General features: G+C 63.1%; 21 protein-coding genes and 2 tRNA genes. 10 read left to right on the top strand and 13 right to left on the bottom strand.

The window, feature by feature from the left end:
* Window positions 1-72: 72 nt before the first annotated feature.
* A complete protein-coding gene (locus tag AS031_RS18815) occupies window positions 73-1,059 on the top strand; it encodes a hypothetical protein (RefSeq protein ID WP_058269696.1) in 987 nt (328 codons plus the stop codon).
* Window positions 1,060-1,199: 140 nt separating this feature from the next.
* Window positions 1,200-2,075, top strand: coding sequence for a glycosyltransferase family 2 protein (locus tag AS031_RS18820; RefSeq protein ID WP_058269697.1), 876 nt, complete (start codon window positions 1,200-1,202; stop codon window positions 2,073-2,075).
* 27 nt (window positions 2,076-2,102) lie between these two features.
* Here the strand turns inward: AS031_RS18820 and AS031_RS19980 are convergent, their stop codons facing one another.
* From AS031_RS19980 to dnaA, 12 genes are all read right to left on the bottom strand, one after another.
* Window positions 2,103-3,041 (bottom strand): DMT family transporter, encoded by a 939-nt coding sequence (locus AS031_RS19980; RefSeq protein WP_058269698.1) that lies wholly within the window; start codon window positions 3,039-3,041, stop codon window positions 2,103-2,105.
* An 80-nt stretch (window positions 3,042-3,121) separates the two neighbouring features.
* Window positions 3,122-3,197: transfer RNA gene (locus tag AS031_RS18830), tRNA-Ala, on the bottom strand.
* Between the two features lie 72 nt (window positions 3,198-3,269).
* Window positions 3,270-3,392: a DLW-39 family protein gene (locus AS031_RS20235; RefSeq protein ID WP_371326006.1), complete on the bottom strand. Its 123-nt coding sequence runs from the start codon at window positions 3,390-3,392 to the stop codon at window positions 3,270-3,272.
* A gap of 62 nt (window positions 3,393-3,454) precedes the next feature.
* Window positions 3,455-3,528: transfer RNA gene (locus AS031_RS18835), tRNA-Ile, on the bottom strand.
* 98 nt (window positions 3,529-3,626) lie between these two features.
* Window positions 3,627-4,298 (bottom strand): DUF3566 domain-containing protein, encoded by a 672-nt coding sequence (locus AS031_RS18840; protein WP_058269699.1) that lies wholly within the window; start codon window positions 4,296-4,298, stop codon window positions 3,627-3,629.
* A complete protein-coding gene (gene gyrA, locus AS031_RS18845; protein ID WP_058269700.1) occupies window positions 4,295-6,925 on the bottom strand; it encodes a DNA gyrase subunit A in 2,631 nt (876 codons plus the stop codon). The genes AS031_RS18840 and gyrA overlap by 4 nt, the downstream gene beginning before the upstream one ends.
* Window positions 6,926-6,977: 52 nt before the next feature.
* Window positions 6,978-9,065, bottom strand: coding sequence for a DNA topoisomerase (ATP-hydrolyzing) subunit B (gene gyrB, locus AS031_RS18850; RefSeq protein ID WP_058269701.1), 2,088 nt, complete (start codon window positions 9,063-9,065; stop codon window positions 6,978-6,980).
* Window positions 9,066-9,444: 379 nt separating this feature from the next.
* The gene (locus AS031_RS18855; protein ID WP_058269702.1) at window positions 9,445-10,002 is read right to left on the bottom strand and encodes a DciA family protein; all 558 of its coding nucleotides are present in this window, start codon (window positions 10,000-10,002) and stop codon (window positions 9,445-9,447) included.
* Window positions 9,986-11,197 (bottom strand): DNA replication/repair protein RecF, encoded by a 1,212-nt coding sequence (gene recF / locus AS031_RS18860; protein WP_058269703.1) that lies wholly within the window; start codon window positions 11,195-11,197, stop codon window positions 9,986-9,988. Before recF ends, AS031_RS18855 begins: the two co-directional genes overlap by 17 nt.
* Before the next feature lie 38 nt (window positions 11,198-11,235).
* The gene (gene gnd / locus AS031_RS18865) at window positions 11,236-12,162 is read right to left on the bottom strand and encodes a phosphogluconate dehydrogenase (NAD(+)-dependent, decarboxylating) (protein WP_371326005.1); all 927 of its coding nucleotides are present in this window, start codon (window positions 12,160-12,162) and stop codon (window positions 11,236-11,238) included.
* 52 nt (window positions 12,163-12,214) lie between these two features.
* Window positions 12,215-13,339: a DNA polymerase III subunit beta gene (dnaN, locus tag AS031_RS18870; RefSeq protein ID WP_058269705.1), complete on the bottom strand. Its 1,125-nt coding sequence runs from the start codon at window positions 13,337-13,339 to the stop codon at window positions 12,215-12,217.
* Between the two features lie 529 nt (window positions 13,340-13,868).
* Window positions 13,869-15,290 carry a chromosomal replication initiator protein DnaA gene (dnaA, locus tag AS031_RS18875; protein WP_058269706.1) on the bottom strand — a complete coding sequence of 474 codons (1,422 nt, stop codon included), beginning with the start codon at window positions 15,288-15,290 and terminating at the stop codon, window positions 13,869-13,871.
* A 469-nt stretch (window positions 15,291-15,759) separates the two neighbouring features.
* On the opposite strand from dnaA, the gene rpmH reads away from it, so the two are divergent.
* The 8 genes from rpmH (at window position 15,760) to AS031_RS18905 (ending at window position 21,581) form a co-directional block, all read left to right on the top strand.
* Window positions 15,760-15,897 (top strand): 50S ribosomal protein L34, encoded by a 138-nt coding sequence (rpmH, locus tag AS031_RS19675; RefSeq protein WP_003800212.1) that lies wholly within the window; start codon window positions 15,760-15,762, stop codon window positions 15,895-15,897.
* Window positions 15,898-15,938: 41 nt separating this feature from the next.
* Window positions 15,939-16,349, top strand: coding sequence for a ribonuclease P protein component (gene rnpA, locus AS031_RS19680; protein WP_074447036.1), 411 nt, complete (start codon window positions 15,939-15,941; stop codon window positions 16,347-16,349).
* Window positions 16,342-16,734, top strand: a complete 393-nt coding sequence (gene yidD / locus AS031_RS18880) for a membrane protein insertion efficiency factor YidD (protein WP_176716575.1) — start codon at window positions 16,342-16,344, stop codon at window positions 16,732-16,734. The genes rnpA and yidD overlap by 8 nt, the downstream gene beginning before the upstream one ends.
* 15 nt (window positions 16,735-16,749) lie before the next feature.
* Window positions 16,750-17,709, top strand: a complete 960-nt coding sequence (gene yidC, locus AS031_RS18885) for a membrane protein insertase YidC (protein ID WP_058269707.1) — start codon at window positions 16,750-16,752, stop codon at window positions 17,707-17,709.
* Window positions 17,709-18,275, top strand: coding sequence for a Jag family protein (locus AS031_RS18890; protein WP_058269708.1), 567 nt, complete (start codon window positions 17,709-17,711; stop codon window positions 18,273-18,275). The genes yidC and AS031_RS18890 overlap by 1 nt, the downstream gene beginning before the upstream one ends.
* A 19-nt stretch (window positions 18,276-18,294) precedes the next feature.
* A complete protein-coding gene (rsmG, locus tag AS031_RS18895) occupies window positions 18,295-18,945 on the top strand; it encodes a 16S rRNA (guanine(527)-N(7))-methyltransferase RsmG (RefSeq protein ID WP_058269709.1) in 651 nt (216 codons plus the stop codon).
* A gap of 89 nt (window positions 18,946-19,034) precedes the next feature.
* Window positions 19,035-20,102 (top strand): ParA family protein, encoded by a 1,068-nt coding sequence (locus AS031_RS18900; protein WP_306590420.1) that lies wholly within the window; start codon window positions 19,035-19,037, stop codon window positions 20,100-20,102.
* Between the two features lie 66 nt (window positions 20,103-20,168).
* Window positions 20,169-21,581 (top strand): ParB/RepB/Spo0J family partition protein, encoded by a 1,413-nt coding sequence (locus tag AS031_RS18905; RefSeq protein ID WP_058269711.1) that lies wholly within the window; start codon window positions 20,169-20,171, stop codon window positions 21,579-21,581.
* Between the two features lie 1,302 nt (window positions 21,582-22,883).
* Here the strand turns inward: AS031_RS18905 and AS031_RS19990 are convergent.
* Window positions 22,884-23,021, bottom strand: a complete 138-nt coding sequence (locus AS031_RS19990) for a hypothetical protein (protein WP_158505838.1) — start codon at window positions 23,019-23,021, stop codon at window positions 22,884-22,886.
* Window positions 23,022-25,297 lie beyond the last annotated feature (2,276 nt).

The following is a 25,297-nucleotide window of genomic DNA, read 5'->3' on the forward strand; positions in this document are numbered from 1 at the left end:
AGAGAGAATAGCCCCTCAAGACTCAGCAACGTAGGCTAACCACAGAACCGTCACATTAATCGGGAGGTAGTTGTGAAGAAGTCTGATCGTATTGCCCGTGACCTTGAGCAGTCGGTCACCCACGCGGTGGAGAATGCCAGGGACTGGGCCACCCCCCGTGTTGAAGCCGCAGTCGACTGGGCCGTTCCCCGTCTGCAGCAGGGGCTGGATACGGCATCTCCCAGGATCCAGGAAGGGCTGAAGACCGCAGCCCACAGCCTCGCCGATGGCGTGGCCACGGTAACCCCCCGCATCCAGGACGGCCTGGCGCAGCTCGCGCCCAGGATCAACGACGTGGTGGAGGGTGCATCGCCCAAGCTGCATGAAGCACTGGACAAAGCCACTCCGGTCGTCTTGAACGCCAGGGACCGCGTGGTGGTGGAATACCTGCCCAAGCTCTCGGACCAGATCGGCGTCGCCTCGAACGCCGTTCACCGGACCCTCGAAGGCGCACCGGCCCGCGTCGACGCCGTCGCCCAGAAGCTGGGTGACGTAGGCATCGTGCACACCCTGCAGGAACAGGCGCACGCCACGGGCAGCCAGCTCAAGGCCGCCGCCACCGAGGCCGGGCGCACTGTCGGAATCCAGCTTGCACAGCCGGAACCGAAAAAGAAGCGCGGCTGGCTGATCTTCGGCGTTGTGGCTGCCGCTGTCGCCGCAGGCGTCGCCGCATGGAAGGCGTCCAAGCCCGTGGAGGATCCGTGGAAAACCCCCTCACCGGTCACCCCGACGCCCGCGCCGGTTCCGGCCACCACCGTCAACGAGGTGAAGGAAAGCACCGCCGGCGCCGCTGAAAAGGCGGCTGACGCAACGGCCTCAGCCGTTGCAGCCGGTGCTGACAAGGTTTCCGATGCGGCGGACGTCGCCAAGGATAAGGCCGACGACGCGGCGGACAAGGCCAAGCACGTGGCCGAGGACGCGTCCGAGGGAACGGCGAAGGTTGCCACTGACGCCAAGACGGCCACCCGGAACATTGCCGCCAACATCAACAATGGTGACAAGGACTCCTCCCAGGCATAGGGTCCCGCACAGAACCCGCAGCAGGGGTCCCGTTCCGAGGAACGGGACCCCTGCTGCCGTTTACGGCGGCCTCACAGGCGCCCCGCAGCCGGTCCGGGCGTTCCCGGGCGGGGGAGGGCAACGGTGCTAGATTTGAACTGATGTCAGCCGATCAATCCTCTGGGGATGCCTTGAACGACGCAGCCGACTTGCCCCGCGTGTCCATCGTGATCCCGGCCTACAACGAGGAAAGCGTCATCCGGCAGTGCCTCATAGCTGCCATCTACCAGTCCGTTCCCGCCCACGAGATCATCGTGGTGGACAACCTCTCCACGGACCGCACGGCAAGCATCGTCAGGCAGATGCAGCTGGAGTACCCGGAGACTCCGCTCCTGCTCCTGACCCAGGACCATGAGCAGGGCCTGATTCCCACCCGCAACTTTGGCCTGGACCATGCCACGGGTGATGTTCTGGGACGCATCGATGCTGACTCGGTGCTCGAGCCGGACTGGGTGGAACAGGTCCAGAAGTCGTTCCAGGAGAAGAGCGTCCAGGCCGCTACCGGGCCCGTGGTCTATTACGACATGCCCATGCGGCGTTTCGGCCTTAAAGCCGACGACAAGATGCGGCAGCTGATGCTCAAGCTCGCCAAGCACCAGTACCATTTCCTGTTCGGATCCAACATGGCTCTGCGGTCATCCGCCTGGGACACCATCCGCGCGGAAACCTGCCGCGATGAGAAGGATGAAATGCATGAGGACATCGACCTCTCCCTGCACCTCGCCGAGCACGACCTGAAGATCCAGTACTGCCCGCAGATGGTGTCCGGGATGTCGGCCCGCCGGCTGGAGGACTCACCGCGGGACTACAGGTATTACGTCACCCGCTTCGACCGCACCTACAAGGCCCACAACGTCAAGAAAATGGCCCTGAAGGCACCCATGGTGGTGTTCTTCTCGGTGTACTTTCCGGCCAAGCTGTTGCGCGCCATCCACACGGTCAACACGGCCCAGCCTGTCCGCCGCGGCGGACAGTAGTTCCGCCTGGCCGCGGAAGCCCTGCGGTTAGTCGGTTCCCAGCCCGGCAAGACGGTCCGACGGCGGTTCTCCGCCCCCTGCCTTGCCGCGCCCGCGTGGGCGTCCGGCTTTCTGCCCGGCCACCACCACAGCGAGCCCCGCAAGGATCAGCCCCAGCCCGGCATAGGTACCCGCGGGGAGCGTCTCACCAAGGAAGACGGCAGCGAGCACAGCCGCGCCGGGAATCTCCAGAAGGATGATCATCGAGACCAGCAGCGGGCTCATGGTGGCCAGCAGGTGGTTGAACGCGGTATGGCCCACCAGCTGCGCGCAGACCGTGATGGCGATAATCCCCAGCCAGCCGCCGGCGTCGAATCCTGCCAAGGGTTGTCCGCCGGCGAGGGCGAGGACCGCCACCAGGAACGCGCACATGCCGTAGCACAGTGCCGTGTAGGTGCCCGTGGTCATGGTCTGGCGGGCCTTTCCGCCGGCCAGCGTGTAGAGCCCCGCAAGGGCGCCGCCCGCCATCGCCAGGAGGTCTCCCAGCAAAGCCTCCGGTGAGGTCCCCATGTCAAAGCCCGTGATGGCCACAACGCCACCGAAGGCGATCCCGAGGCCAGCCAGAACCTGCCAGCGGTGTCTGGTACCGCGCAACAGCTGGAAGACGGCGATCCAGGCCGACTGCAGGCAAACGAGCGCCGTGGCGGCGGCCACGGACGTGAGTTGGAGGGAGGTGATGAAGCAGGCGAAGTGCAGGGCGAGGGCGACGGCGGCGAGCAGGGACCAGCGGAACTCGCGTCCGGTGATGCTTCGAAAGCGCTGCGGTTCGCGGACCAGTGTGGGTCCCGCCATGACCACCGCAGCTATGGCGTTCCGCCAAAAGGCGATGGCCAGGGCACTGACGGTGGTGGCGCCCAGCGTGGCTGCAATCAACGGCCCGGACGACGCAACACCGAGAACACCCAGCGCGGCAATGAACAGGTTCACCGCTTTACCCCCTCGAACAACTCCGGCCTCCGGCACAACAAAAATCCCGGCCAGCGTTTCCGCTGACCGGGACTTTCCTATGGTGGAGGCACGGGGACTCGAACCCCGAACCCCCTGCTTGCAAAGCAGGTGCGCTACCAATTGCGCCATGCCCCCATAAGAAGCAACCCGTCAATCATACCTTAGAACCGCGGAGCCTTTGACCAGCTCCCGTTCCGGTGATCCGGGCTAGTTCACCGAATCGGTGGACTTGCTCCAGACATCTTTCCGGGCTTCGGATTCCTGTGCCTTGCGGTAGAGCAGGACGCCTGCGATTGCTGCTGCCACAACAAGCAACTTCTTCACATGCACCCCGTTCCGGTCTGCTGCGGGGATCCGCACCAGGCCTTTACCTTGAACCTGCACAGGTTCCGTGGGCGTACCAGGACTTGAACCTGGGACCTCTTCGTTATCAGCGAAGCGCTCTAACCGCCTGAGCTATACGCCCCGATGCCTCATCGGGCCGAGACATGACTCTACAGCACACCCCGGCCCGATCTCAAATCGGGTGCTTCCGCCGGTTCCGGGACCGGCGGAAGCGGGGTCCTAATCGTCGGTGAGGGTTACTCCGATGCCGCCCACCAGGGTGGCGGAGATGTTGTACAGCACGGCCGAGAGCATCGAGAGCGCTGTCAGGAGCACCACGTTGACCACGGCGATAATCGTGGCGAACGATGCCACCTGGCCCAGCGAGGCGACCTTCTTCAGTTCGAACCCGCCGCCCTCGGAACCGGCCAGCGTGCCCAGCAGGCTGTCCACCTGGTCGAAGATGCCGGTGAGGTCCAGGACCGTCCAGAGGACGATGGCCGCCACCACGGTGACGATGCCAAGGGCTACGGACAGCAGGAATGCCATCTTCAGGACGGACCACGGGTCCACCTTGCTGATCAGCAGCCTGGCGCGGCGGGCCTTGGCCTTGGGAGCGGGCTTGACCAGCCCCGGGCCGCCCTGGCCGGATGACGCGGCGGGACGCTGGCCGGGTGTACCGGGGCGCTGGCCCTGCGCGGGCTGCTGGCCCGCCGGGCGCTGCCCGGGCTGTGCCGGCCGTCCCTGGGCGGGGCGCTGGCCGGGAACAGCGGGACGCTGCCCCGGGGCGCCTGCGGGTGCCGAGGGCCGCTGCTGCGGCCGGACGGGAGTGTTCACGCGGGGTGCCGCCGAGGGCCGGTTTCCGTCGGGAACAGTGCTGCTCGGCTTGGGAAATGAGTCGGAATTACTCATTCGGTTACCTCCGTGTTGTCTTCGTTCGGCTCAGCGTCGCCCGAGGCGTCCTCTGACTCAACGGCCGGTGATTCTTCAGCCAACGTTACGTCATCCTCGCCGGATTCCTCTTCCTCAAGGCCGCGTTCGCTGTTGCGGGCCACCTCGATGATGCGGTCGTTTTTGTCCGGCTTGGCGAAGATCACGCCCATGGTGTCGCGTCCCTTGGCTGGAACACCGGCCACGGAGGAACGGACAACCTTTCCGCCCTCCATGACCACCAGGACCTCATCCTCTTCCTGGACGATCAGTGCACCCACGAGGTGTCCGCGTTCTTCCTGGTATTTGCCCACCTTGATGCCCAGTCCGCCCCTGCCCTGGAGCCGGTACTCCTCCACGGCGGTACGCTTGGCGTAGCCGCCTTCGGTCACGATGAACACGAAAGACCCGTCGGTGACCACATCGGCGGCCAGCAATTCATCATCCTCACGGAACTTCATGCCGGTGACGCCGGAGGTGGCGCGGCCCATGGGACGCAGCGCATCGTCGGTGGCGGTGAAGCGGATCGACTGGCCCATGCGGGACACCAGGAACAGGTCGTCGGTTTCAGAGACCAGCTGGGCGGAAACCAGTTCGTCGCCTTCACGCAGGTTAATGGCGATGACGCCGGCGGAGCGGTTGGTGTCGTAGTCCTCCAGCCTGGTCTTCTTGACCAGCCCACGCTTGGTGGCCAGCACCAGGTACGGCGATTGCTGGTAGTCCTTCAAATCCAGGACCTGGGCAATGTGCTCATCGGGCTGGAAAGCCAGCAGGTTGGCCACGTGCTGGCCCTTGGCGTCGCGGCCGGCTTCCATCAGCTCGTAGGCCTTGGCGCGGTAGACACGGCCCAGGTTGGTGAAGAACAGAAGCCAGTGGTGGGTGGTGGTGACGAAGAAGTGTTCCACCACGTCGTCGCCCCGCAGCTGGGCGCCCTTGATGCCCTTGCCGCCGCGCTGCTGGGAGCGGTAGTTGTCGCTCCGCGTCCGCTTGACGTAACCACCGCGGGTGATGGTGACCACCATCTCCTCTTCGGGGATGAGGTCCTCCATGGACATGTCACCGTCAAAGCCCATGAGGATCTTGGTGCGGCGGTCATCGCCGTGCTTGTCCACGATCTCGCCCAGCTCGGTGCTGATAATCCCGCGCTGGCGCTCCTCGGAAGCGAGGATCGCGTTGTATTCGGCAATCAGGGCTTCGAGTTCGGAATGCCTGTCCTGGATCTTCTGGCGTTCCAGCGCTGCAAGGCGGCGCAGCTGCATGTCCAGGATGGCCCGGGCCTGCAGTTCGTCGATGTCCAGCAGTTCCATCAGGCCGTCGCGGGCGGCTTCGGTGGTGTTGGATGCCCGGATGAGGGCGATGACCTCGTCCAGCATGTCCAGGGCCTTGAGCAGTGCGCGGAGGATATGCGCTTCTTCCTCAGCCTTGCGCAGGCGGTACCGGGTGCGGCGTGCGATGACGTCCAGCTGGTGGGTGACCCAGTGGCGGATGAAGGCGTCCAGGCTCAGCGTCCGCGGCACTCCGTCCACGATGGCCAGCATGTTCGCCGAGAAGTTGCTCTGCAGCTCGGTGTGCTTGTACAGGTTGTTCAGGACCACCTTGGGCACGGCGTCGCGCTTCAGCACAATCACCAGGCGCTGGCCGGTGCGGCCGGACGTCTCATCGCGGAGGTCGGCGATGCCCTGGATCTTGCCGTCCTTGACCAGTTCGGCGATCTTGATGGCCAGGTTGTCCGGGTTGGCCTGGTACGGGAGTTCAGTGACCACCAGGCAGGTCCGCCCCTGCAGTTCCTCCACGTTGACCACGGCCCGCATGGTGATGGATCCGCGGCCGGTGCGGTAGGCGTCTTCGATGCCCTTGTGTCCAAGGATCGTGGCGCCGGTGGGGAAATCTGGTCCCTTGACCCGGCGCAGGAGTTCCTCCAGGAGTTCCTCCCGGGTGGCGCCCGGGTTCGCCAGGTACCACTGGACGCCGTCAGCCACTTCCCGGAGGTTGTGCGGCGGGATGTTCGTGGCCATGCCCACGGCGATGCCGGAGGACCCGTTCACCAGCAGGTTGGGGAACCGCGCCGGCAGGATGGTGGGTTCCTGGTTCTTGCCGTCGTAGTTGTCCTGGAAGTCGACGGTTTCCTCGTCGATGTCCCGCACCATTTCCATGGCCAGCGGCGCCATCTTGGTTTCGGTGTACCGGGGTGCGGCCGCGCCGTCGTTGCCGGGCGAGCCGAAGTTGCCCTGCCCCAGTGCCAGCGGGTAGCGCATGGTCCAGTCCTGGATCAGCCTGACCAGGGCGTCGTAGATGGCGGTGTCGCCGTGCGGGTGGTACTGGCCCATGACCTCGCCCACCACGCGCGCGCATTTGTTGAAGGACCGGTCCGGACGGTAGCCGCCGTCGAACATCGCGTAGAGCACGCGCCGGTGGACCGGTTTGAGGCCGTCGCGGACGTCCGGCAGGGCCCGGCCCACAATGACGGCCATGGCGTAGTCGAGGTAGGACCGCTGCATTTCCGTTTGCAGGTCCACCTGCTCCACGCGGTCAATCAGCACGTCGCCTTCAAGAACGGTTTCCGGGTTCGCGGCGTCGGGGGCCGGCGTCTCGGGTGTTTCGTCGCTCATCTATGTTTTCCGTTTCAGGTATATGTCAGTTTCCGAATATAGGGCGCTGGCCCTAGATGTCGAGGAACCTGACGTCCTTGGCATTCTGCTGAATGAAGTTGCGGCGCGACTCCACGTCCTCGCCCATCAGGACAGAGAAGATTTGGTCCGCAGCGAGGGCATCGTCCATGGTCACCTGCAGCAGCGTGCGGCGGTCCGGGTCCATGGTGGTGTCCCACAGCTCGGTGTAGTCCATCTCGCCCAGGCCCTTGTAGCGCTGGATGCCGTTGTCCTTCGGGATGCGGTGTCCGGCGGCCTGCCCCGCCACCAGCTTCGCGTCGCGTTCGCGGTCGCTGTAGACGTAGTCGTGCGGGGCGTTGGACCACTTGATGCGGTACAGCGGCGGCTGGGCGAGGTAGACGTAGCCGTTCTCGATCAGGGGACGCATGTAGCGGAACAGCAGGGTCATCAGCAGCGTGGTGATGTGCTGGCCGTCCACGTCGGCATCGGCCATGAGGACGATCTTGTGGTACCGCAGCTTGGCGAGGTCGAAGTCCTCGCCAATGCCGGTTCCGAACGCAGTGATCATGGACTGCACTTCGGCATTGCCCAGCGCTTTGTCCAGCCGTGCGCGCTCCACGTTCAGGATCTTTCCGCGCAGCGGCAGGATGGCCTGGGTTTCGGGGTTCCGTCCGCGTTTGGCCGAACCGCCTGCGGAGTCACCCTCCACAATGTAGACCTCGCACTTTTCCGGGTCCTTGGAGGAGCAGTCGGAGAGCTTTCCGGGCATGCCGAACGATTCCAGCGGGCTCTTCCGGCGCGCATTGTCACGTGCCTTCCGGGCAGCCATGCGTGCCTGCGCCGCGGAGATCGCCTTGCGGATCACGTCGCGGGCGGGGCCGGGATTGCGCTCCAGCCAATCGCCCAGCCCGTCGGTGACCACACGCTGGACGAAGCCCTTGACCTCGGAATTGCCAAGCTTGGTCTTGGTCTGGCCCTCGAACTGCGGTTCGGACAGTTTCACCGAGATGACGGCGGTGAGCCCTTCACGGATGTCATCACCCGTAAGGTTGTCGTCTTTTTCCTTGATGATGCCTTTTTCGCGCGCGTACCGGTTGACCAGGGAGGTCATGGCCGCACGGAACCCTTCTTCGTGGGTTCCGCCCTCGTGGGTGTTGATGGTGTTGGCGTAGGTGTGGACGCTTTCGGAGTAGGCGTTGGTCCACTGCATCGCCATTTCCAGGGCGATCTTCCGTTCGGTGTCCTCGGTTTCGAAGGCGATGACGTCCTCGTGGACCACGTCCACCTTCTTGCCGGAATTCAGGTGCCGGACGTAGTCCAGGAGGCCTTCGTTGTACTGGTACACCACCGTGCGATGCTCGGCGCTGACCTCGCCCTCGGTGACCATGCCGTCCAGGTCCGGATCGGCGTCGGCGTCGTCTTCTGCGGGTACGCGTTCGTCGGTGAGGGTGATGCGCAGGCCCTTGTTGAGGAAGGCCATCTGCTGGAACCGGGCCCGCAGCGTCTCGAAGTCGAACTCAGTGCTTTCGAAGATCTCCGGGTCGGGGTAGAACGTCTGCGAGGTGCCGGTACGGTCCGTTTCTTCGCCCTGGACCAGGCTGCCCTGAGGCTTGCCGCCATTGGCGAAGGACATCCGCCAAACGTGGCCCTGCCTGCGGACCTCGGTGTCGACCCGGGTGGACAGGGCATTGACCACGGAGATGCCCACACCGTGCAGGCCGCCGGAGACGGCATACCCGCCGCCGCCGAACTTGCCGCCCGCGTGCAGGATGGTCATGACCACTTCGACCGTGGGTTTGTGCTCCGTCGGGTGCATGTCAACGGGGATGCCGCGGCCATCGTCAACCACTTTGACTCCGCCATCGGCCTGCAGGACCACCTCGATGTGGCTGCAGTAGCCGGCCAGCGCCTCATCCACCGAGTTGTCCACCACTTCGTAGACCAGGTGGTGGAGGCCGCGGGGCCCGGTGGAACCGATGTACATGCCCGGACGCTTGCGGACAGCCTCAAGGCCCTCGAGGACAGTGATGTCGCTGGCGCCGTACTCCCGTGGAGTGGCTCCGGCAGGTGGGGTATCAGGGGTGCGGCCATCCTCGACTGCTGTATCTGCTGCCAGAATATCTGTAATGTCGTTAGCCACAGGCGCTGCGACTCCTCTGTTCTCGATGATGGCCGGCCGGTTTCTCTTCCCATGGGAAAAGCCACCCGCCAACAGGCACAAACTTATGGCGCCGGTGACGTGCTGACGGTCGGTGATCCACGCTCCGCACACGCGAAGCGCGCGGAGAACGGACTGAAGTCAACGTTTCATCCGCGCCCAGTTTTCTGTGTCAATTCTACCGCGAACAGGCGCATATCCCCGCATTCCAGGGCCTTCGCCGGCAGCGAATATGCCTGTGCGAGGCTCTGGGACCCACTCAGGGCCGCCCAGGAGAACGGCCTCCGGGTGCCTATACACGCCGCGGCCCTTGCAGCGCCCTACACGGCGTTGGGCGCAGTTTCAAGAGCCGCCATCCGGACTATCCGTACGTGTCCCGCGGCCCGCGGCCGTTGACGCTGCGTCCGCCCTTGCGCCAGGTTGGGGCTGAGGGGCCAAGGACCTGGATGCTGGTGACCACTCCGTCCCCGAGTTCAGTCCGGAATTTTTCCAGCAGGCTGGTGCTCAGGAGCCGCAGTTGCGTGGCCCAGGCTGTGGAGTCGCACCGGACGTGGAGGGTGGTGTCGGTGAAGCTTTCGGGTGTGCAGTGCGCCGATATATCGGGGCCCACCAGGGTGGCCCATTCAGCCATGACGGAACCGACCGCCACCGGGGACGTCCAGCCGCGCTCTGCCACGAGGCGTCCCACCACCTTCCCCAGTCCAAGCGGGTCGCGGCCTGAAGCGTGGAACTGGCTGAATCCGCGGGTATCCCTGATGCCGCCCCTGGTTTTCTGGCCTGGGCGCTGGGCTTTGCGCCGGATTTCCCCACGGGCGGCGGCCGCTTCCCGCATCCGGTTGAGGGCGGCCTGGGGTGCATCGATGTGGTCGGGGTCGCGGCCGGGCTGGAGCCCGCCGGGTGACTCATTCTCCTTGCTCATCAATGCCTCCCGGGATGACTTTCACCCGCCGTCCGGACAGTTCTTCCGGAATATCGGCGTCGACGGCGGCGGTCACCAGGACCTGTTCCGCGCCGGACACTATAGCCGCCAGTTTACGCCGCCGCTGGACGTCAAGTTCCGCGAAAACGTCGTCCAGGATCAGGATGGGGGCCGACCCGCCGGTCCGGGCATCATCGAGCATGACGTAGTAGGAGGCCAGCCGCAGGGACAGGCACATGGACCAGGTCTCACCGTGGGAGGCGTACCCCTTCGCGGGCGCCTGGCCCAGGACCAGTTCAAGGTCGTCCCGGTGCGGCCCCACCAGCGAGATTCCGCGCTCCAGCTCTTTCTTGCGTGCCTCGGCGAAGGCCCGTACATAGCGTTCGGTGAGCTGGTCCACGGAAAGGCCACGCAGGTCCTCGGTTTCGGCGCCGGCGTCCGGGACTGCCTGGCGCGCCGTAGCGCCCAGGGGCGTGCCGTCGTCGTCCATCTGGTTCTGGAGCGTGGAACGATAGGCGGCGTCCGCCGGTTTGGAACCGTCCGTCAGCTCCGCGTAGGCGCGGGCAAGGTGGGGCCTGAGGAGTTGCACCAGTTCCAGCCGGGCATGCAGGAGCTCCGCACCGGCTTTGGCCATGTGCTGGTCCCAAACATCAAGGGTGGCTTCGTGGGCGGCGGTGACCCTGCCGGCCTTGGCGGACTTGAGCAGGGCGTTGCGCTGTTTCAGGACACGGTCGTAGTCGCTGCGGGTGGCTGCGTGATGTGGAACCAGGCTCGCGAGCAGTTCGTCCAGGAACCGGCGCCGGTTAGAGGGGTCACCCTTCACGAGCGCCAGGTCCTCGGGTGCGAAAAGGACCGTCTGGCAGATACCCACCAGGTCCCTGGCCCGGACCGGGTTGCTCCGGTTGATGCGCCCGCGGTTGGCCCGGCCGGCATTGATTTCCAGTTCAAGGACCGTAGTCTGGCTGCCCCGGACCAGGCGCGCCCGGATCAGGGCCCGGTCCGTACCGAAGCGCAGCAGCGGACCGTCGGAACTGACCCGGTGGGAGCTCAAGGTGGCCAGGTAGCCGATGGCTTCCATCAGGTTGGTCTTCCCGATGCCGTTGTAGCCAACCAGCACGGTGACGCCCGGCTTCAGGGCAAGGTCCACTTGGGCGTAGCTGCGGAAATCGGTCAGGGAAAGGTGTTCCAGGTACACGCGGGTTTCGACTACTCCGGGACTGCAGCCGGTGGCTGCTACTTGGCGGGACGGGTGGCGTGTCCGCCGAACTGGTGCCGCAGCGCGGACACCATCTTCATGGCCGGCGAGCTGTCCTCGCGCGATTCGAAGCGGGCGAACAGCGCGGCCGTGATAGCCGGCGCCGGGATGGCATTGGCGATCGCTTCCTCCACCGTCCAACGGCCTTCACCGGAGTCCTCGACGTAGTCGTCGATGTTCTGCAGTCCGGGATCCTCTTCCAACGCCTTGACCAGGAGGTCCAGCAGCCAGGACCGCACCACCGTGCCCTTTTGCCATGCCCGGAAGGTTCCCGGCAGGTCGTTGATGATGTCCTTCGAGGCCAGCAGCTGGTAGCCCTCGGCGTAGGCCTGCATGAGCCCGTATTCGATGCCGTTGTGCACCATTTTGGCGTAGTGGCCTGCTCCGACACCGCCCACGTGGACAAAGCTGTCCGCCCGTTCGCCTTCCGGCCGCAGCGCGTCGAAGACCGGCAGGGCAAGCTCAATGTCGGCGGGATCGCCACCGGCCATGAGGCCGTACCCGTTCTGCAGGCCCCAGACACCACCGGACACGCCGCAGTCCAGGAAGCGCAAGCCCTTCGCGGCGAGGAGTTCACCGTGCTTCTGGTCTTCGGTGAAGCGGGAGTTGCCGCCGTCGATAACCAGGTCGCCCTGGCTCAGCTTTTCGCCAAGCTCATTGATCACGGCGTCAGTGATGGCACCCGCGGGGACCATAACCCAGATGATCCTGGGCGCCGGGATGGCGGAGATGAGGTCATCCACCGACTGGACGTCAGTGACATCGGGGTTCCGGTCGTACCCGGTGACGTCAATGCCGTTCCTGCGCAGCCGTTCGCGCATGTTGAAGCCCATTTTGCCGAGGCCAATCAGTCCAATGTGCATGGCGGAACTCTTTCTGCGCGAAGGATGGGTTGTGTTTCCCAACTAGGTAGCACCAACTGCCGATGTGGAGGTCCACAGCGGCAGTTCGCGCTACTCAGTTGGGAAGGCGGACGGGCATCACCAGGTAGCGGTAGTCATCCTGGTCCTCGCCGTCTGCGTCGGCCTGGGCGGTGATCATGGCCGGCTTCGGTGCAGTGGTGAAGGAGAAGCGGACGAACTTGGTCTCGATGACGCTCAGGCCTTCCACCAGGTAGTGCGGATTGAAGGCCACCGTGATGTCGTCACCGGAAAGCTGGGCTTCCAGTTCCTCGGACGCCTGGGCGTCCTCTCCCGTTCCGGCGTCCAGGTTCAGCAGCCCGGCCGAGAAAGCGAGCCGCACGGGAGTGTTCCGTTCGGCGACCAGCGATACACGGCGGACAGCCTCCACGAGCTCCTGCGTCTGCACGGTGGCGTGGATGGGCGTGGATTCGGGGAACAGTGATCGTATCTTCGGGTAATCCCCGTCCACCAGCAGTGAGGTGGTGGTACGTCCGCCGCTTTCGAAACCGATCAACCGGCTGTCGTCATCGGACAGGGCAAGGCTGATGTCGCCGCTGTTGCCCAGCGTCTTGGCAACCTCATTGAGCGTTTTGGCCTTGACCAGGGCGCTGGTGGAGATGCCGGGAGTGGCAGGTTTCCAGGGCACCTCACGCATTGCCAGGCGGTACCTGTCCGTGGCGAGGAGTGTGATCAGGTCATCCTCGATCTCCATGCGTACGCCGGTGAGGATGGGCAGGGTGTCATCCTTGCTCGCTGCGATGATCACCTGGGAAACCGCCTGTGCGAACGCATCGCCCTGGACTGTTCCGCTGACGGCAGGCAGGGAGGGCAGAGGCGGGTACTCGGCTTCAGGCATGGTGGCCAGGTGGAAGCTGCTCCGGCGGCAGGTGAGCGTGACCTTGTTGCCGTCCGTTTCGACATCCACCGGCGCTGAGGGCAGGCTGCGGCAAATGTCCGCCAGGAGGCGGCCCGAGACCAGGATGGTGCCTTCATCGCGGATATCCGCGGCGATCTCAAGACGCGCGGAAGTTTCGTAATCGAAGCTGGAGAGGCTGACGGTTCCGGCTTCGGCCTTCAGGAGAAGGCCGGACAGGACCGGTACTGGCGGCCGCGGAGACAACGAGCGGGCTGTCCAGGTAACGGCTTCTGCCAGGACGTCCCGATCGACTCTGAACTTCACGGAAGGATGCCGCCTTTCATTGCTGCTGCCAGGTATGGCCGGAAACGCCGCAGGGGTGCATCCGGAAAATTGTTGCTTCCGATCGGGCAGGTGCATGGTCCACACAGGAGGAGACCACGCAAAAACCCGGGGATGGGAGCGCTGCAGACAGCTTAGCCCGAAGATCGGGGATTAACCCATCCCCCAAACCGGCCCCGACCCCCTGTGGGGCCCGCTGGCCCCTCCGCTGGTCCGGGGTATGGATCTTGTTGTTTGAGGGATTTTCAAATTTTTGGGATTCGTAGTGTTAATAACTGCTGTGGAAACTGTGGATAACCCGGTCTTGCGGTGCGGATCCGCGGTTAAGCCCTGTTCATCCGCTGTGCGTTAAGTGGGTTTTAAACAGGGTGTGGATGGGGACAACCCGGAAGGCCATTTTTAACGATCCACAGACGGCTTAAGGGTTTTAAGCCCATTAATCGCGCTTGTCCCCTTAAGTATCCACAGGCTTATCCACATGCACCTGTTAATAAGGTATAGGTGCGGGGTTTCAGGAGTCGCGCTGCTGCTGCTTGATCCGGTTGGTCAGCTCGGTGACCTGGTTGTAGATCACACGCCGCTCGGCCATCAGCTCGCGAATTTTCCGGTCAGCGTGGATGACCGTGGTGTGGTCGCGGCCGCCAAGCTCCTGGCCGATCTTCGGCAGTGACATGTCGGTGAGCTCACGGCACAGGTACATCGCGATCTGGCGCGCGGTGACCAGGGTCCTGGTCCGCGACTTGCTGCAGAGCTCCTCCATGCTGAGCTTGAAGTAGTCCGCCGTCTGCTGCAGGATCTGGCCGGACGTGATCTCCTGGGCGCCGTCGTCCGTGATGAGGTCCTTCAGGACCATCTCCGCCAGAGCCACATCGACCGGCTGGCGGTTGAGGCTGGCGAACGCGGTGACCCTGATCAGCGCGCCTTCGAGTTCCCGGATGTTGCTTGAGATCTTCGACGCAATGTATTCCAGGGCATCGTCCGGTGCGGAGAGGCCCTCGCTCAGGGCCTTTTTGCGGAGGATGGCGATGCGGGTTTCCAGTTCCGGCGGCTGGATGTCCGTCAGCAGGCCCCATTCAAAGCGGGACTTCATGCGGTCTTCGAACCCGGCGAGCAGCTTGGGCGGCTGGTCGGAGGTGATGACCACCTGCTTGTTGTTGTTGTGCAGCGAATTGAACGTGTGGAAGAACTCCTCCAGCGTGCGGTCCTTGCCTGCCAGGAACTGGATGTCGTCAATGAGCAGGACATCGACGTTCCGGTAAGTGGTTTTGAAGCTGGCGCCCTCGTCATCACGGATGGAGTTGATGAAGTCATTGGTGAACTCTTCGGAATTCACGTACCGGACGCGGATGCCGCTGTAGAGCCGGCGGGCGTAATGGCCGATTGCGTGCAGGAGGTGGGTTTTGCCCAGCCCGGAATCCCCGTAGATGAACAGCGGGTTGTACGCCTTGGCCGGCGCTTCGGCTACAGCGACGGCGGCCGCGTGGGCAAAGCGGTTGGACGAACCGATCACGAAGGTGTCGAAGACGTACTTGGGGTTGAGCCGGCCGAATTCGTGCGAGGTGCTCGGCAGCATGGGCTGCGGCTTCTGCTCAACCAGCTGGTCCGGGGAGTAAGAAGGCTCGACGACGGGTTCAGGCTCTTCGTGGATCGGCACCAGGTCCGTGTCCACGTCGATGGCGCAACGGATGTCTTCCGAGAACACGCTGTGCAGCGCATCGTCAAGTGCGTCCTTGACCTGGGTCTGCAGCACTTCGCGGGTGAGCTCGTTGGGGACGGCCACCAGCAGGGTGGAACCGATCAGGCCCTGTGCCTGGGCCAGGATGACGAAGCCGCGCTGGCGGGGGGAAACCCGGTGATCCTTCTCCAGCAGGCTGACAACGCGCCGCCAGGAACTTCCGACAGTATTGGCGTGGTTGGCTTCGTCTACTGTCATCAATCGGTTTTCCTCAAACTTGCTATGCCGTGCGTTACCTGCAGCCCCGTTCCCGGAACCAGGGTGCTGGCCCAGCTTAATCCACAGGGTTATGCACAGACCGTGGATAATCGGCTACTGAGCCACTCTAGGGGATGAAAAGCCCAGAAGATAGCTGGCAAAGTGCTTGTGGATAATTACACTGGTGTGGTTCGCCTGCGGGGGTTGTGAGCGGCTTCATCCACAGGCCGCGGGCGGGACTTAGACACAGCTGGGGATAGGCCGGAAGAGGCCCCCCGGTTTGACTGTGCTACCCGGATTGCCCTAACGTTGTGAAGTCCTTTGTGTCCGCTTTTTGGTCCCGACTGATCTTCCGAGTGCAGTGCACCCGGGTAGGAGCGGGAAGCGTACACATACAAAACTTAGCGTCGGCCAGTTCTTCCCCTTATTGATCGGGTGGACGCACCTTTGATCCACTGGAGTAACTAACGTGAGCAAGCGGACTTTTCAGCCGAATAACCGCCGTCGGGCCAAGAAGCACGGCTTCCGCCTTCGTATGCGCACCCGTGCCGGCCGTGCCATCCTGGCAGCCCGCCGCGGCAAGGGCCGTACCGAGCTGTCGGCTTAAATACCTGACTTGTCGGTAGACACTTTCCTTGCGAGTTTAAGGTGCTGGCCGCCCGCAACCGCCTGAGGACCTCAACCGACTTTTCAACAACTGTACGTTCCGGTGTCCGCAATGGGCGCCGGAACGTAGTGTTATATGCGGCAGCCATCGCTGCCGACGAACCCAGCCGGATCGGGTTCATCGTTTCCAAGAGCGTAGGGAACGCTGTGGTCAGGAACCTCGTTAAGAGGAGACTAAGAGAAGCAGGTGCCGCGTCGCTGCGCGAACACGGCACCGGGCTTGCCATAGTGGTCCGTGCGCTGCCTGCTTCCGCCTCGGCGAGTTGGGACCAGTTGCTGCAGGACTACAACGCTGCACTTGATTCGACGCTCGCCCGGCTGGCCGGACGCCCCGCCAGGGGCGCCGGTAAAGGTTCGGCCGGTACAACACAGAAGGGGACACCGCGTGCCTAACGCCACCGCCGTCGTCGCCCGCTTCCATCCCGTTGTTGCCGCCGTCCTGCTGTTCCTGTGGAACCTGCCCCGGAACTTCCTCATTGTCTTGCTGAAGGCCTACCGCAAGGTGGTTTCTCCCTTGTACGGCCAGGTGTGCCGTTTTTTCCCTTCATGCTCGGCCTACGCCCTTGAAGCTGTCACTGTCCACGGCGCAGTCAAGGGAACCTGGCTGGCCGTCCGCCGCCTGGGCCGCTGCCATCCGTGGAACGCCGGTGGTGTGGACCATGTCCCCGCCGGCCACCGGGAATGGCCCGCCAATCGGACACCCACAATTGTTGTGCTGAACAATCCGGACAAGTACCTGGTTGCTCGGACTGATGAAGAAGGCCGCAGCGCGGCCTGACGAATAGGGATAAGTATGGACTTCTTTGGAACAATCATGGCCCCGTTCAAGTGGCTGGTTTCCATCATCATGATCGGCTTCCACGATGGCCTGACCGCCATCGGGATGCCGACCGCGAACGGCTGGACCTGGACGCTGTCCATCATTGGGCTGGTGCTGGTGATCCGTGCCGCCCTGATCCCGGTGTTCGTCAAGCAGATCAAGGCCCAGCGCGGCATGCAGCTCCTGCAACCTGACCTGAAGAAGCTGCAGGACAAGTACAAGGGCAAGACCGACCAGCTGTCCCGCCAGGCAATGGCCCAGGAACAGATGGCCATGTACAAGAAGCACGGCACCAACCCGTTCTCCGCCTGCCTTCCGATGCTGATCCAGATGCCGTTCTTCTTCGCCCTGTTCCAGGTGCTCTCCGGCATTACCTCGGCGAAGAACGAGGGCCAGGGCATCGGAGCCATGAGCCATGAGCAGGTGGTCGAGTTCGACGCGTCGAGCATTTTCGGAGCTCCGCTGTCTGCTGCCCTGCTGCACGGCGGCGCCGGGAACGTGGCCGTGGTGGTGCTGTCGATCATCATGATCCTGGCCATGACGGCTTCGCAGTTCATTACCCAGAAGCAGATCATGGCCAAGAACATGTCCGAAGAGGCCATGGCCAGCCCGTTCATGCGCCAGCAGAAGATGATGCTGTACATCCTCCCCATCGTCTTTGGTGTGGGTGGCATCAACTTCCCCATCGGTGTCCTGATCTACTGGACCACCACAAACCTGTGGACCATGGGCCAGCAGTTCTTCGTCATCCGCCGCATGCCGACGCCGGGATCCCCCGCCGCCAAGGCCCTCGCCGAACGCCGGGCTGCCAAGGGCCTGCCTGCGCTCTCCGTCCTGACCGGCAAAAAGGAAGAGGCTCCCGAGGCCGCCGCCGCCGTCGAACCCAAGGGACAGCGCGTCCAGCCACAACGTAAGAACAGGAAGAAGAAGTAATGTCAGCCGAGCGCACCGAACACGCCCTTTCTGAAGACATGGTGGAAGACCGCGGGGATTCTGCCTCCCAGGATGCCGCCGCCGAAAAGCCGTCCGCGGCCAACAGGCTTGAAGAAGAAGGCGACATCGCGGCCGACTACCTCGAGGAGCTGCTGGACATTGCCGATATCGACGGTGATATCGACATCGAGGTCCGCAACGGCCGCACCTACATCTCCATCGTTGCCGATGACGACAGTGAAGGCCTGGAGAGCCTGGTGGGTGAGGACGGGGAGGTCCTGGAGGCCCTGCAGGAACTGACCCGGCTTGCGGTCCTGTCCGCCACGGAAACGCGTTCCCGCCTGGTGCTGGACATCAACGGGTACCGGCAGGAGCGTACCGGCCACCTGCAAAAGATCGCCGAGGATGCGGCCGCCTCCGTCAAGGAGAACGGCAAGCCGGTTGCCCTTGAGCCGATGAGTGCCTACGAGCGCAAGATCGTCCACGACGCCGTCGCCGACCTGGGACTCGTGAGCGAGTCCGAGGGTGAAGGCAACGGGCGCCACATTGTCGTATCCGCAGACTAGAGATTGCTGGCCGCTAAACATGGTTGATATCACCGCTGCCGAGTTGAGCGCGGCTGAGAAGATCTTCGGTGACCGCCTGGACCTTGCCAAGCGCTACGTGGAGCATCTGGCCACGTCGGGTACGGAGCGCGGGCTCATTGGCCCCCGCGAGGTTCCGCGGCTGTGGAGCCGGCACGTGCTGAACTGCGCTGTCATCGAAAGCGAGATTCCGCAGGAAAGCCACGTGGCCGACGTCGGAAGCGGTGCCGGCCTGCCCGGCCTGTGCCTGGCCATAGCCCGGCCGGACCTCGAACTGACCCTGATCGAACCGCTCGAGCGCCGGGTGATCTGGCTGCAGGAGGTGGTGGACGACCTCGGGCTGGATAACGTCACGGTGATGCGCACACGCGCGGAGCTGGCAGTCGGACACATTGAGGCCGACGTCGTCACGGCCAGGGCGGTCTCTGCCTTGACCAACCTCGCCGGCCTCACCATCCCGCTGCTCGGCGGCAAGGGCGAGGTCGTGGCCATCAAGGGCCGCAGCGCGGGCGAGGAAATCGAGAAAGCCGCCAAGACCATCCGAAAGCTTGGCGGCGTGCAGACCACGGTCGTCACAGTGGGTGACCACCTCCTTGAGGAGCCCACCACTGTAGTCCGCATTGTGGTGGACAAGCCCCAAAAGAAGTCCTAGCACTGGCCCGGTGACCGCGGTCTGCCGGGTGCAGCAGTTAGGCTAGACAACGGCAGCAAAATTGGCTGAACGAGAGTGAGTGTGCCCCAGTGACAAGTAGTGAAGCCTCCACACAGCGGATACCGCCGTTTGTGACACTGGGGTCCGCTCGTTCTGTCTCTGGCCCCGTGAGCATCCCGGGACGTGGCGGGACTCACCCGAAACAGGTTGTAGGAAGCCCATCGTCGACGGCGGTTTCACGTGAAACAACCGCTGCCAGTCGATCCAACGTCATCGACGCCATTGATGATTCAAGCCCCATCGCCAGGGAGCTTGCCCACGAGACCAAGCGGCGCGAACGGTTGATGGGCAGGCGGTTGCCGCGGCCTGAGAAGACACGCATCTTCACCGTGTCCAACCAGAAAGGCGGCGTGGGCAAGACCACCACTACGGTGAACATCGCGGCAGCCCTCGCAGCCGCCGGGCTGAACGTACTGGTGATCGATATCGACCCGCAGGGTAATGCCTCCACGGCGTTGGGCATCGAGCACCACGCTGATGTGGACAGCATCTACGACGTCCTGATCAACGATGTCGCCCTGGCCGATGTCGTGGCGCAATGCCCGGACATGGACAAGCTCATCTGCGCGCCGGCCACCATCCACCTCGCCGGTGCGGAAATCGAACTCGTTTCCCTGGTAGCACGGGAACAGAGGCTCCGCCGCGCCATTGACGTGTATGCCAAGACCCGCGAGAAGAACGGCGAGGAGCGGCTGGATTACATCTTCATCGACTGCCCTCCCAGCCTGGGCCTCCTGACGGTCAATGCCTTCTGTGCCGCCAACGAGGTGCTGATTCCCATCCAGTGCGAGTACTACGCCCTGGAAGGCCTCAGTCAGCTGCTGAAGAACATCGAAATGATCCAGAAGCACCTCAACGCCGAACTGGTGGTCTCCACCATCCTGTTGACGATGTACGACGGGCGCACGAACCTTGCGGCGCAGGTTGCAGCGGAGGTGCGCACACACTTCCCGGAGCAGGTCCTGTCAGCTGTGGTTCCGCGTTCGGTCCGCATCTCCGAGGCGCCGAGCTACCAGCAGACAGTCATGACCTATGACCCTTCCTCCAGTGGCGCACTGTCCTACCTGGAAGCCGCTGCTGAAATAGCAGAACGCTAGAATCTTCAATACTGCATCGACCGGAGCCGGGATCACGGCCGGTTCTACCACTGGAGGGATTTACCCATGAGCGAGAAGCGACGGGGCCTTGGCCGCGGACTTGGCGCGCTGATTCCTAGTTCCGGCGCATCCAATGGGCAGGGCAACGGTGCAGCTGTTTCTCGTCCGGTGGACCTGTTCTTCCCTGAGAGCCGCAAAAAGGCTGAACCCCTCGATGCCGCAGATGCTGCGCGTCAGGAGGAATCCGCTAAGGCAGCCGCTTCCGCAAAGGCGCCGGCACGCAAGCCGGCATCCGCGAAAGCACCCGCTCCCAGCAAGGCGCCGGCTGCCAAAGCGCCCGTTGCCAAGGAAGCCACAGCCAAGAAGCCTGCAGTCAGGACGCCTGCGGCCAAGACTCCCGCTGAAAAGGAAGCGGCATCGGGCCCGGTATCAGATACTGCAGCTAAGAAAGCATCCGGCGCCGCTGACTCGGATCCCACCCACAGCGCTTCCAGGAGTGCTGCCTCGCCTGAACCCGCGAAGCCGGCAGCGGCGCCCTCTCCGAACACTTCACCTGCTGAGGCCGAAGGCCAGGCTCCCTCCATGCAGGAGGAATCTTTCCCGGCCGCGCCGGAGGAGATCAGCCGTCCGCAGTCAGATAATGGCGTGGACCTCGTGGAGGTACCCGGGGCACACTTTGCCGAGATTCCTGTTGGCGATATCCATCCCAACCGCAAGCAGCCGCGTTCCGTCTTCGACGAGGACGACATGGCCGAGCTTGTACATTCCGTGCGGGAAATTGGCGTCCTCCAGCCAATTGTCGTCCGCAAATCAACTGAAGACGGTATTGAACCGTTTGAGCTCGTCATGGGTGAACGCCGCTGGAGGGCTGTGCAGGCCGCCGGGCTGGAGACCATCCCTGCCATTGTTCGTGACACCACCGATGACGACCTTCTGCGTGATGCCCTGCTGGAGAACCTGCACCGTAGCCAGCTGAATCCGCTGGAAGAGGCTGCTGCCTACCAGCAGCTCCTTGAGGATTTCGGCACAACGCATGAACAGCTGGCAGACCGCATCGGCCGTTCACGCCCGCAGGTCTCGAACACCCTCCGGCTCCTCAAGCTCCCGCCGCTCGTCCAGCGCCGAGTGGCCGCCGGCGTGCTGTCTGCCGGCCACGCACGAGCGCTGCTGTCCCTTCCTGATGCGGCGGCCATGGAACGTCTCGCCCAAAAGATCGTCGCCGAAGGCATGTCCGTGCGGGCCACAGAAGAAGCGGTCGCGCTGTACCAGGATCCCACCAAACCAGCTAAGAACAACGTTCCCCGACCGGGAGCCCGCCACGAACGCCTGGACTACCTGGCATCGTCGCTGTCGGACCGCTTGGACACGAATGTGAAGATTTCTCTGGGTGTCCGTAAAGGCAAGGTCAGCATTGAATTTGCCAGCGTGGAAGATTTGAACAGGATCATGGACGTCTTGGCCCCCGGATCTGCCAACTAAGGCAACGTGTAGAGGCCCCGTTCGTCGAACGGGGCCTTTAGCGTTCCAGGGCTCCGCCGGGACCTGTCCCCTGCTACTCTCAGCGGTCGGAGGCAGCGAGTTCAGCGGGCACAACCAGCGTCAGTGGATTCGCATTAGTTCCGGCAGGAAGTGTTTGCGCTACTCCGCATTGATGGGGGTCTCCCTGTTCATGTCCGGCCAAGTAATCCGATCTCAGCTTGGGGACGGGCTCGAACCAGCGCGTCTGGAGGCACTCTAAGGCCCTGTCATGAGTCCTGGAGGAAAGGACTGTGCGGTCCCACGCGTGGGCCGGCGACAACGCTTCTGTGGCCTGTGCAGGGCGGCCAGAACACAAACTGATCCAGTCCGGTTGATCCTATGAACCTTCGAGCCCGGTGAGCTCGCTATTTGAGGCCGCCGGTGGCTCGGTTACCGCCCCAACGGCGTTCAAGAGAGACATATCCGAGGCAGTACCGGCCCGTCGTCAGCTGAACTGTGCAAAGCCAGATTCGTTCTCGAACTTATAGGTTGCTGGGCTACGGGGCAGTAGCTGCTTTCGGGGCACCGAATAACTGTGGGTTTCACGTGAAACTTTGACGTAGCCGATCGTCAATGAGTTGGGTGATGTGCTAGGGAGCCTGACCACCGCCCAGGAAGCGGGACGGCGTACTGGCACATGGATATCGAGGGGCGCCGCCCATAATTATGGTCTCTGCGCGTCATAGATGCAGCTGAATGAATGGACTAAAGATTTGGGGCTCCGATCGATGCGCCCGATGAATCCACAACTGGAGAATGGGCCGGAGTTGGTCGGGCCCTATGCACCCCTCGGCACGTAGATTGCCTACGTGGCGGAAGCATGGGGGCCGCATCGCTACTGCTTCATAGCGCCCACGCGTGGGTGGTAGTGGTCGTGCGAGGTAGTGCTGGCTATTGACCAAATGTTCCGTGAGCACGACACTGTGACACTTACGCGGCGCTGTGCTGCGGTGCGTTCGTTCTAAGGCTAGGGATTGGCGGTCTTAAGCGACCGGGCGACATTACTGGTGACGTGAGCACGTGCCATCGCGAACACGGCGTTTCATCCATGTGTGACGGTAGTGCAGTGCCACAGCACTTCGGGTGTTGGAGTGCGAACCACGGCACCGGCACACGGAACGTATTTCCACGGGCCCCGTTTCGGGATCCCTGCAACCGACTAACCCGATATGCTCCGCGTTCCGACGCTCTTCTTGGCCCACCTTCTGCATCGCACGACTCATTCTATCGAGGGCTGATGAGAGGTTCAAAGGATGGGATGTTTCATGTGGAACGGTGTCTGTTGGTCACGTGACGTTCCTGATAGGAAACCAGTTGGATGATGCCCCAGATGGATACGCCCTCCGGCGGCTCCAGCATGGAGTCCATCATGTACACGGACATAACCGGAGGCGCGCTCATGTTTGGAGTTTGGCTGCATGCTGCGAGCCCTTCGGGAGGGATAAATGCTGCGATAGGTCCTGGTATGTTCAAAACCCTCCACCTGCTCTCGGGGAAGTCGCCGCCTCGCACTCGATACGTTGGCCCGAGCCGAGGCGGCAGTCTGTTGACGTGCCAGCACGTGGTAGAAATTGCCACGGCAAGGTCTACTTCGAGGTTGGGTGCTTTCCCGCGGCCTGGACGCGAACAACGAGCCTGCCGCCCCGACCGCTCTACAAGCGACCCCCATTGACCGCTCACCTTACTGGTGTTTCACGTGAAACGGGACATGGAACAATGCGTAGCGAAGCGTGAATTGGCTAGGCCTGGGAAGATTTCACGTGAAACAGAACTGAGCTCGACAGACATAGGACCGTCCGGCGGATCAAGATTGAGGACTGAGTGACAGCAGAAGCGGCATCTGGGCATGGGAACAGCGTCCGATGCGAAGGTCGCGACTCCTTGTCTCACTGTCCGACTCCCCCACCGGTACAAGGGTTGATCTAGGTACGACCGTGAAGGGAAAGATCCTACGAGCCAGTTCCGGAGAGGCGGCCCTCGCAATTTCATAGATCCGTAGTGGAGTGGAGAGTCGAACGACCTGCCTGCCAGGATACCGACGTCGGCGTCTTGCACGCGGGGTGCTGCAGTGCTGGGATTCGAACTGGGAATTGCGTGATGCTGCTCGACCGCAACCATGACCGTGCCGCCGTCCCACCTTCATCGAGCTCACACGGGCCTCCGCCAACTCGCAAACATGCTTGCGCTTCAGGCCGCATCAATTGTCTTCCGGTGCTCGGCCTTGGCCCGGCACCTTTGAGGAGGCCAGAGTAGTTCGTCTCCTGCCACCCAGAACCTAGCCTGTTCACGGATCGGTGGCTGCAGCCGCTCTCCTACCAGCCGCCTTGGGATTGGCACGTGACGACGCCGGCCTCCCCAAGAGCAAGCATGTAAGCGGGTGGGACTTGGGGTCGACCGACATTCGTACCCAGGGCTAGGGCAGCGGATGCCGTACTTGCATGAGGCAGTTCGTTGACGAACTTGGATACGAACCTGGAGTGGCTCCGGGGTCCATGACTTGCAGGCAACAATGATGCAATCTGTCTGTTCAAATGCTTGTGGATAAGTCCGTGGATATTGATGTGAATATCTCGGTGGATATCTACGCTTCACCGCCTGCCATCCCGCCACCATGCGAACGGGTCACACGGTGTCTGACAAGCGAAGTTTATGTTTCACGTGAAACAGAGACTTCGAGCCCTGTTTAGAAAGGAACAGCTTGCGACCTTCATACCCAACTTTCGATGTCGTACGTAGAATTCGGTTGTTATGTGGGCTAGAAGGGGGTTCCAACTGCTTTTATACCCGTTGTGGCCGACGAGCTACGGAGCGCATTCGGTCGCTGACCAGGACCTCCCGAGCGCAGGCATCGGGCGCCGATCGAATTTGCCCTGAGTGGCACGCGGATCACCCTGTGGATAAGTCTGGGGATATTGACTGGACGACCTGTGGATAAAGCTGTGGGAAATCCCACACTGCTTCAGCGCAGTAGCCGCTGCGGACCGGCTCATCACCGCGGCTGATGGACCGTGAGGTCTTAAGCAACGCTGCCACAGGCGCGGCAAATGGCCGTGTCCTGCGTTCGGCGCTCGTGCCCAGGGATGTCTGAGCGAGTGGTGATGCGTACTTCACAAGCCGCAGAGCGGCGACCTTTGCGACCGGGCTGTCGGCTGAAAATCAAGACTTGCCCTCCCATTTTCATGAGTTGGGGTGGCATGAGTCGGAGGGCAACTACCCACATTGGCGATACGGTTGCCCCGACTACTGTCGGCTCACGACGTGCCTCTACGCCGCTGAGAACCTCCAGGTGGCCGCCTACCTGTACTTCAGATCCTCCTGCCTTGCAGGGCGCCGGCGATCAACAGCAACCTCTACTCTTCGGATGTGCCGGCTTGTGCTTGTGGGTGAGTTTGGGTCTCCGGGCAGATCGGCAATGCCCTCACTGTGGTGGTCGCCGCACTGTCATTGTTGCCACAATAGTGCTTGCCCCCGGGGTGTTCTGTGCGGGCGGGAGGTTAGGGCAGCTTTTGGCGTCCTACTATCGGGCGAGCCGCCGTCGCTTCCGGGGTGGCCCTTGAGGGTCTTCCGTTCGTCGGCCTACATTGCGGGTGTGGGTGTGGGGGTGGGTGGGAGCTCATGCAGGCGGAGTCCTTCCGGCGTGCTGCGGTGTCCACTGTTAGGCACCTTCTTGCTTGTTA

Origin of the sequence: Pseudarthrobacter enclensis (assembly GCF_001457025.1) — a bacterium.
Classification (GTDB): Bacteria; Actinomycetota; Actinomycetes; order Actinomycetales; family Micrococcaceae; genus Arthrobacter; species Arthrobacter enclensis.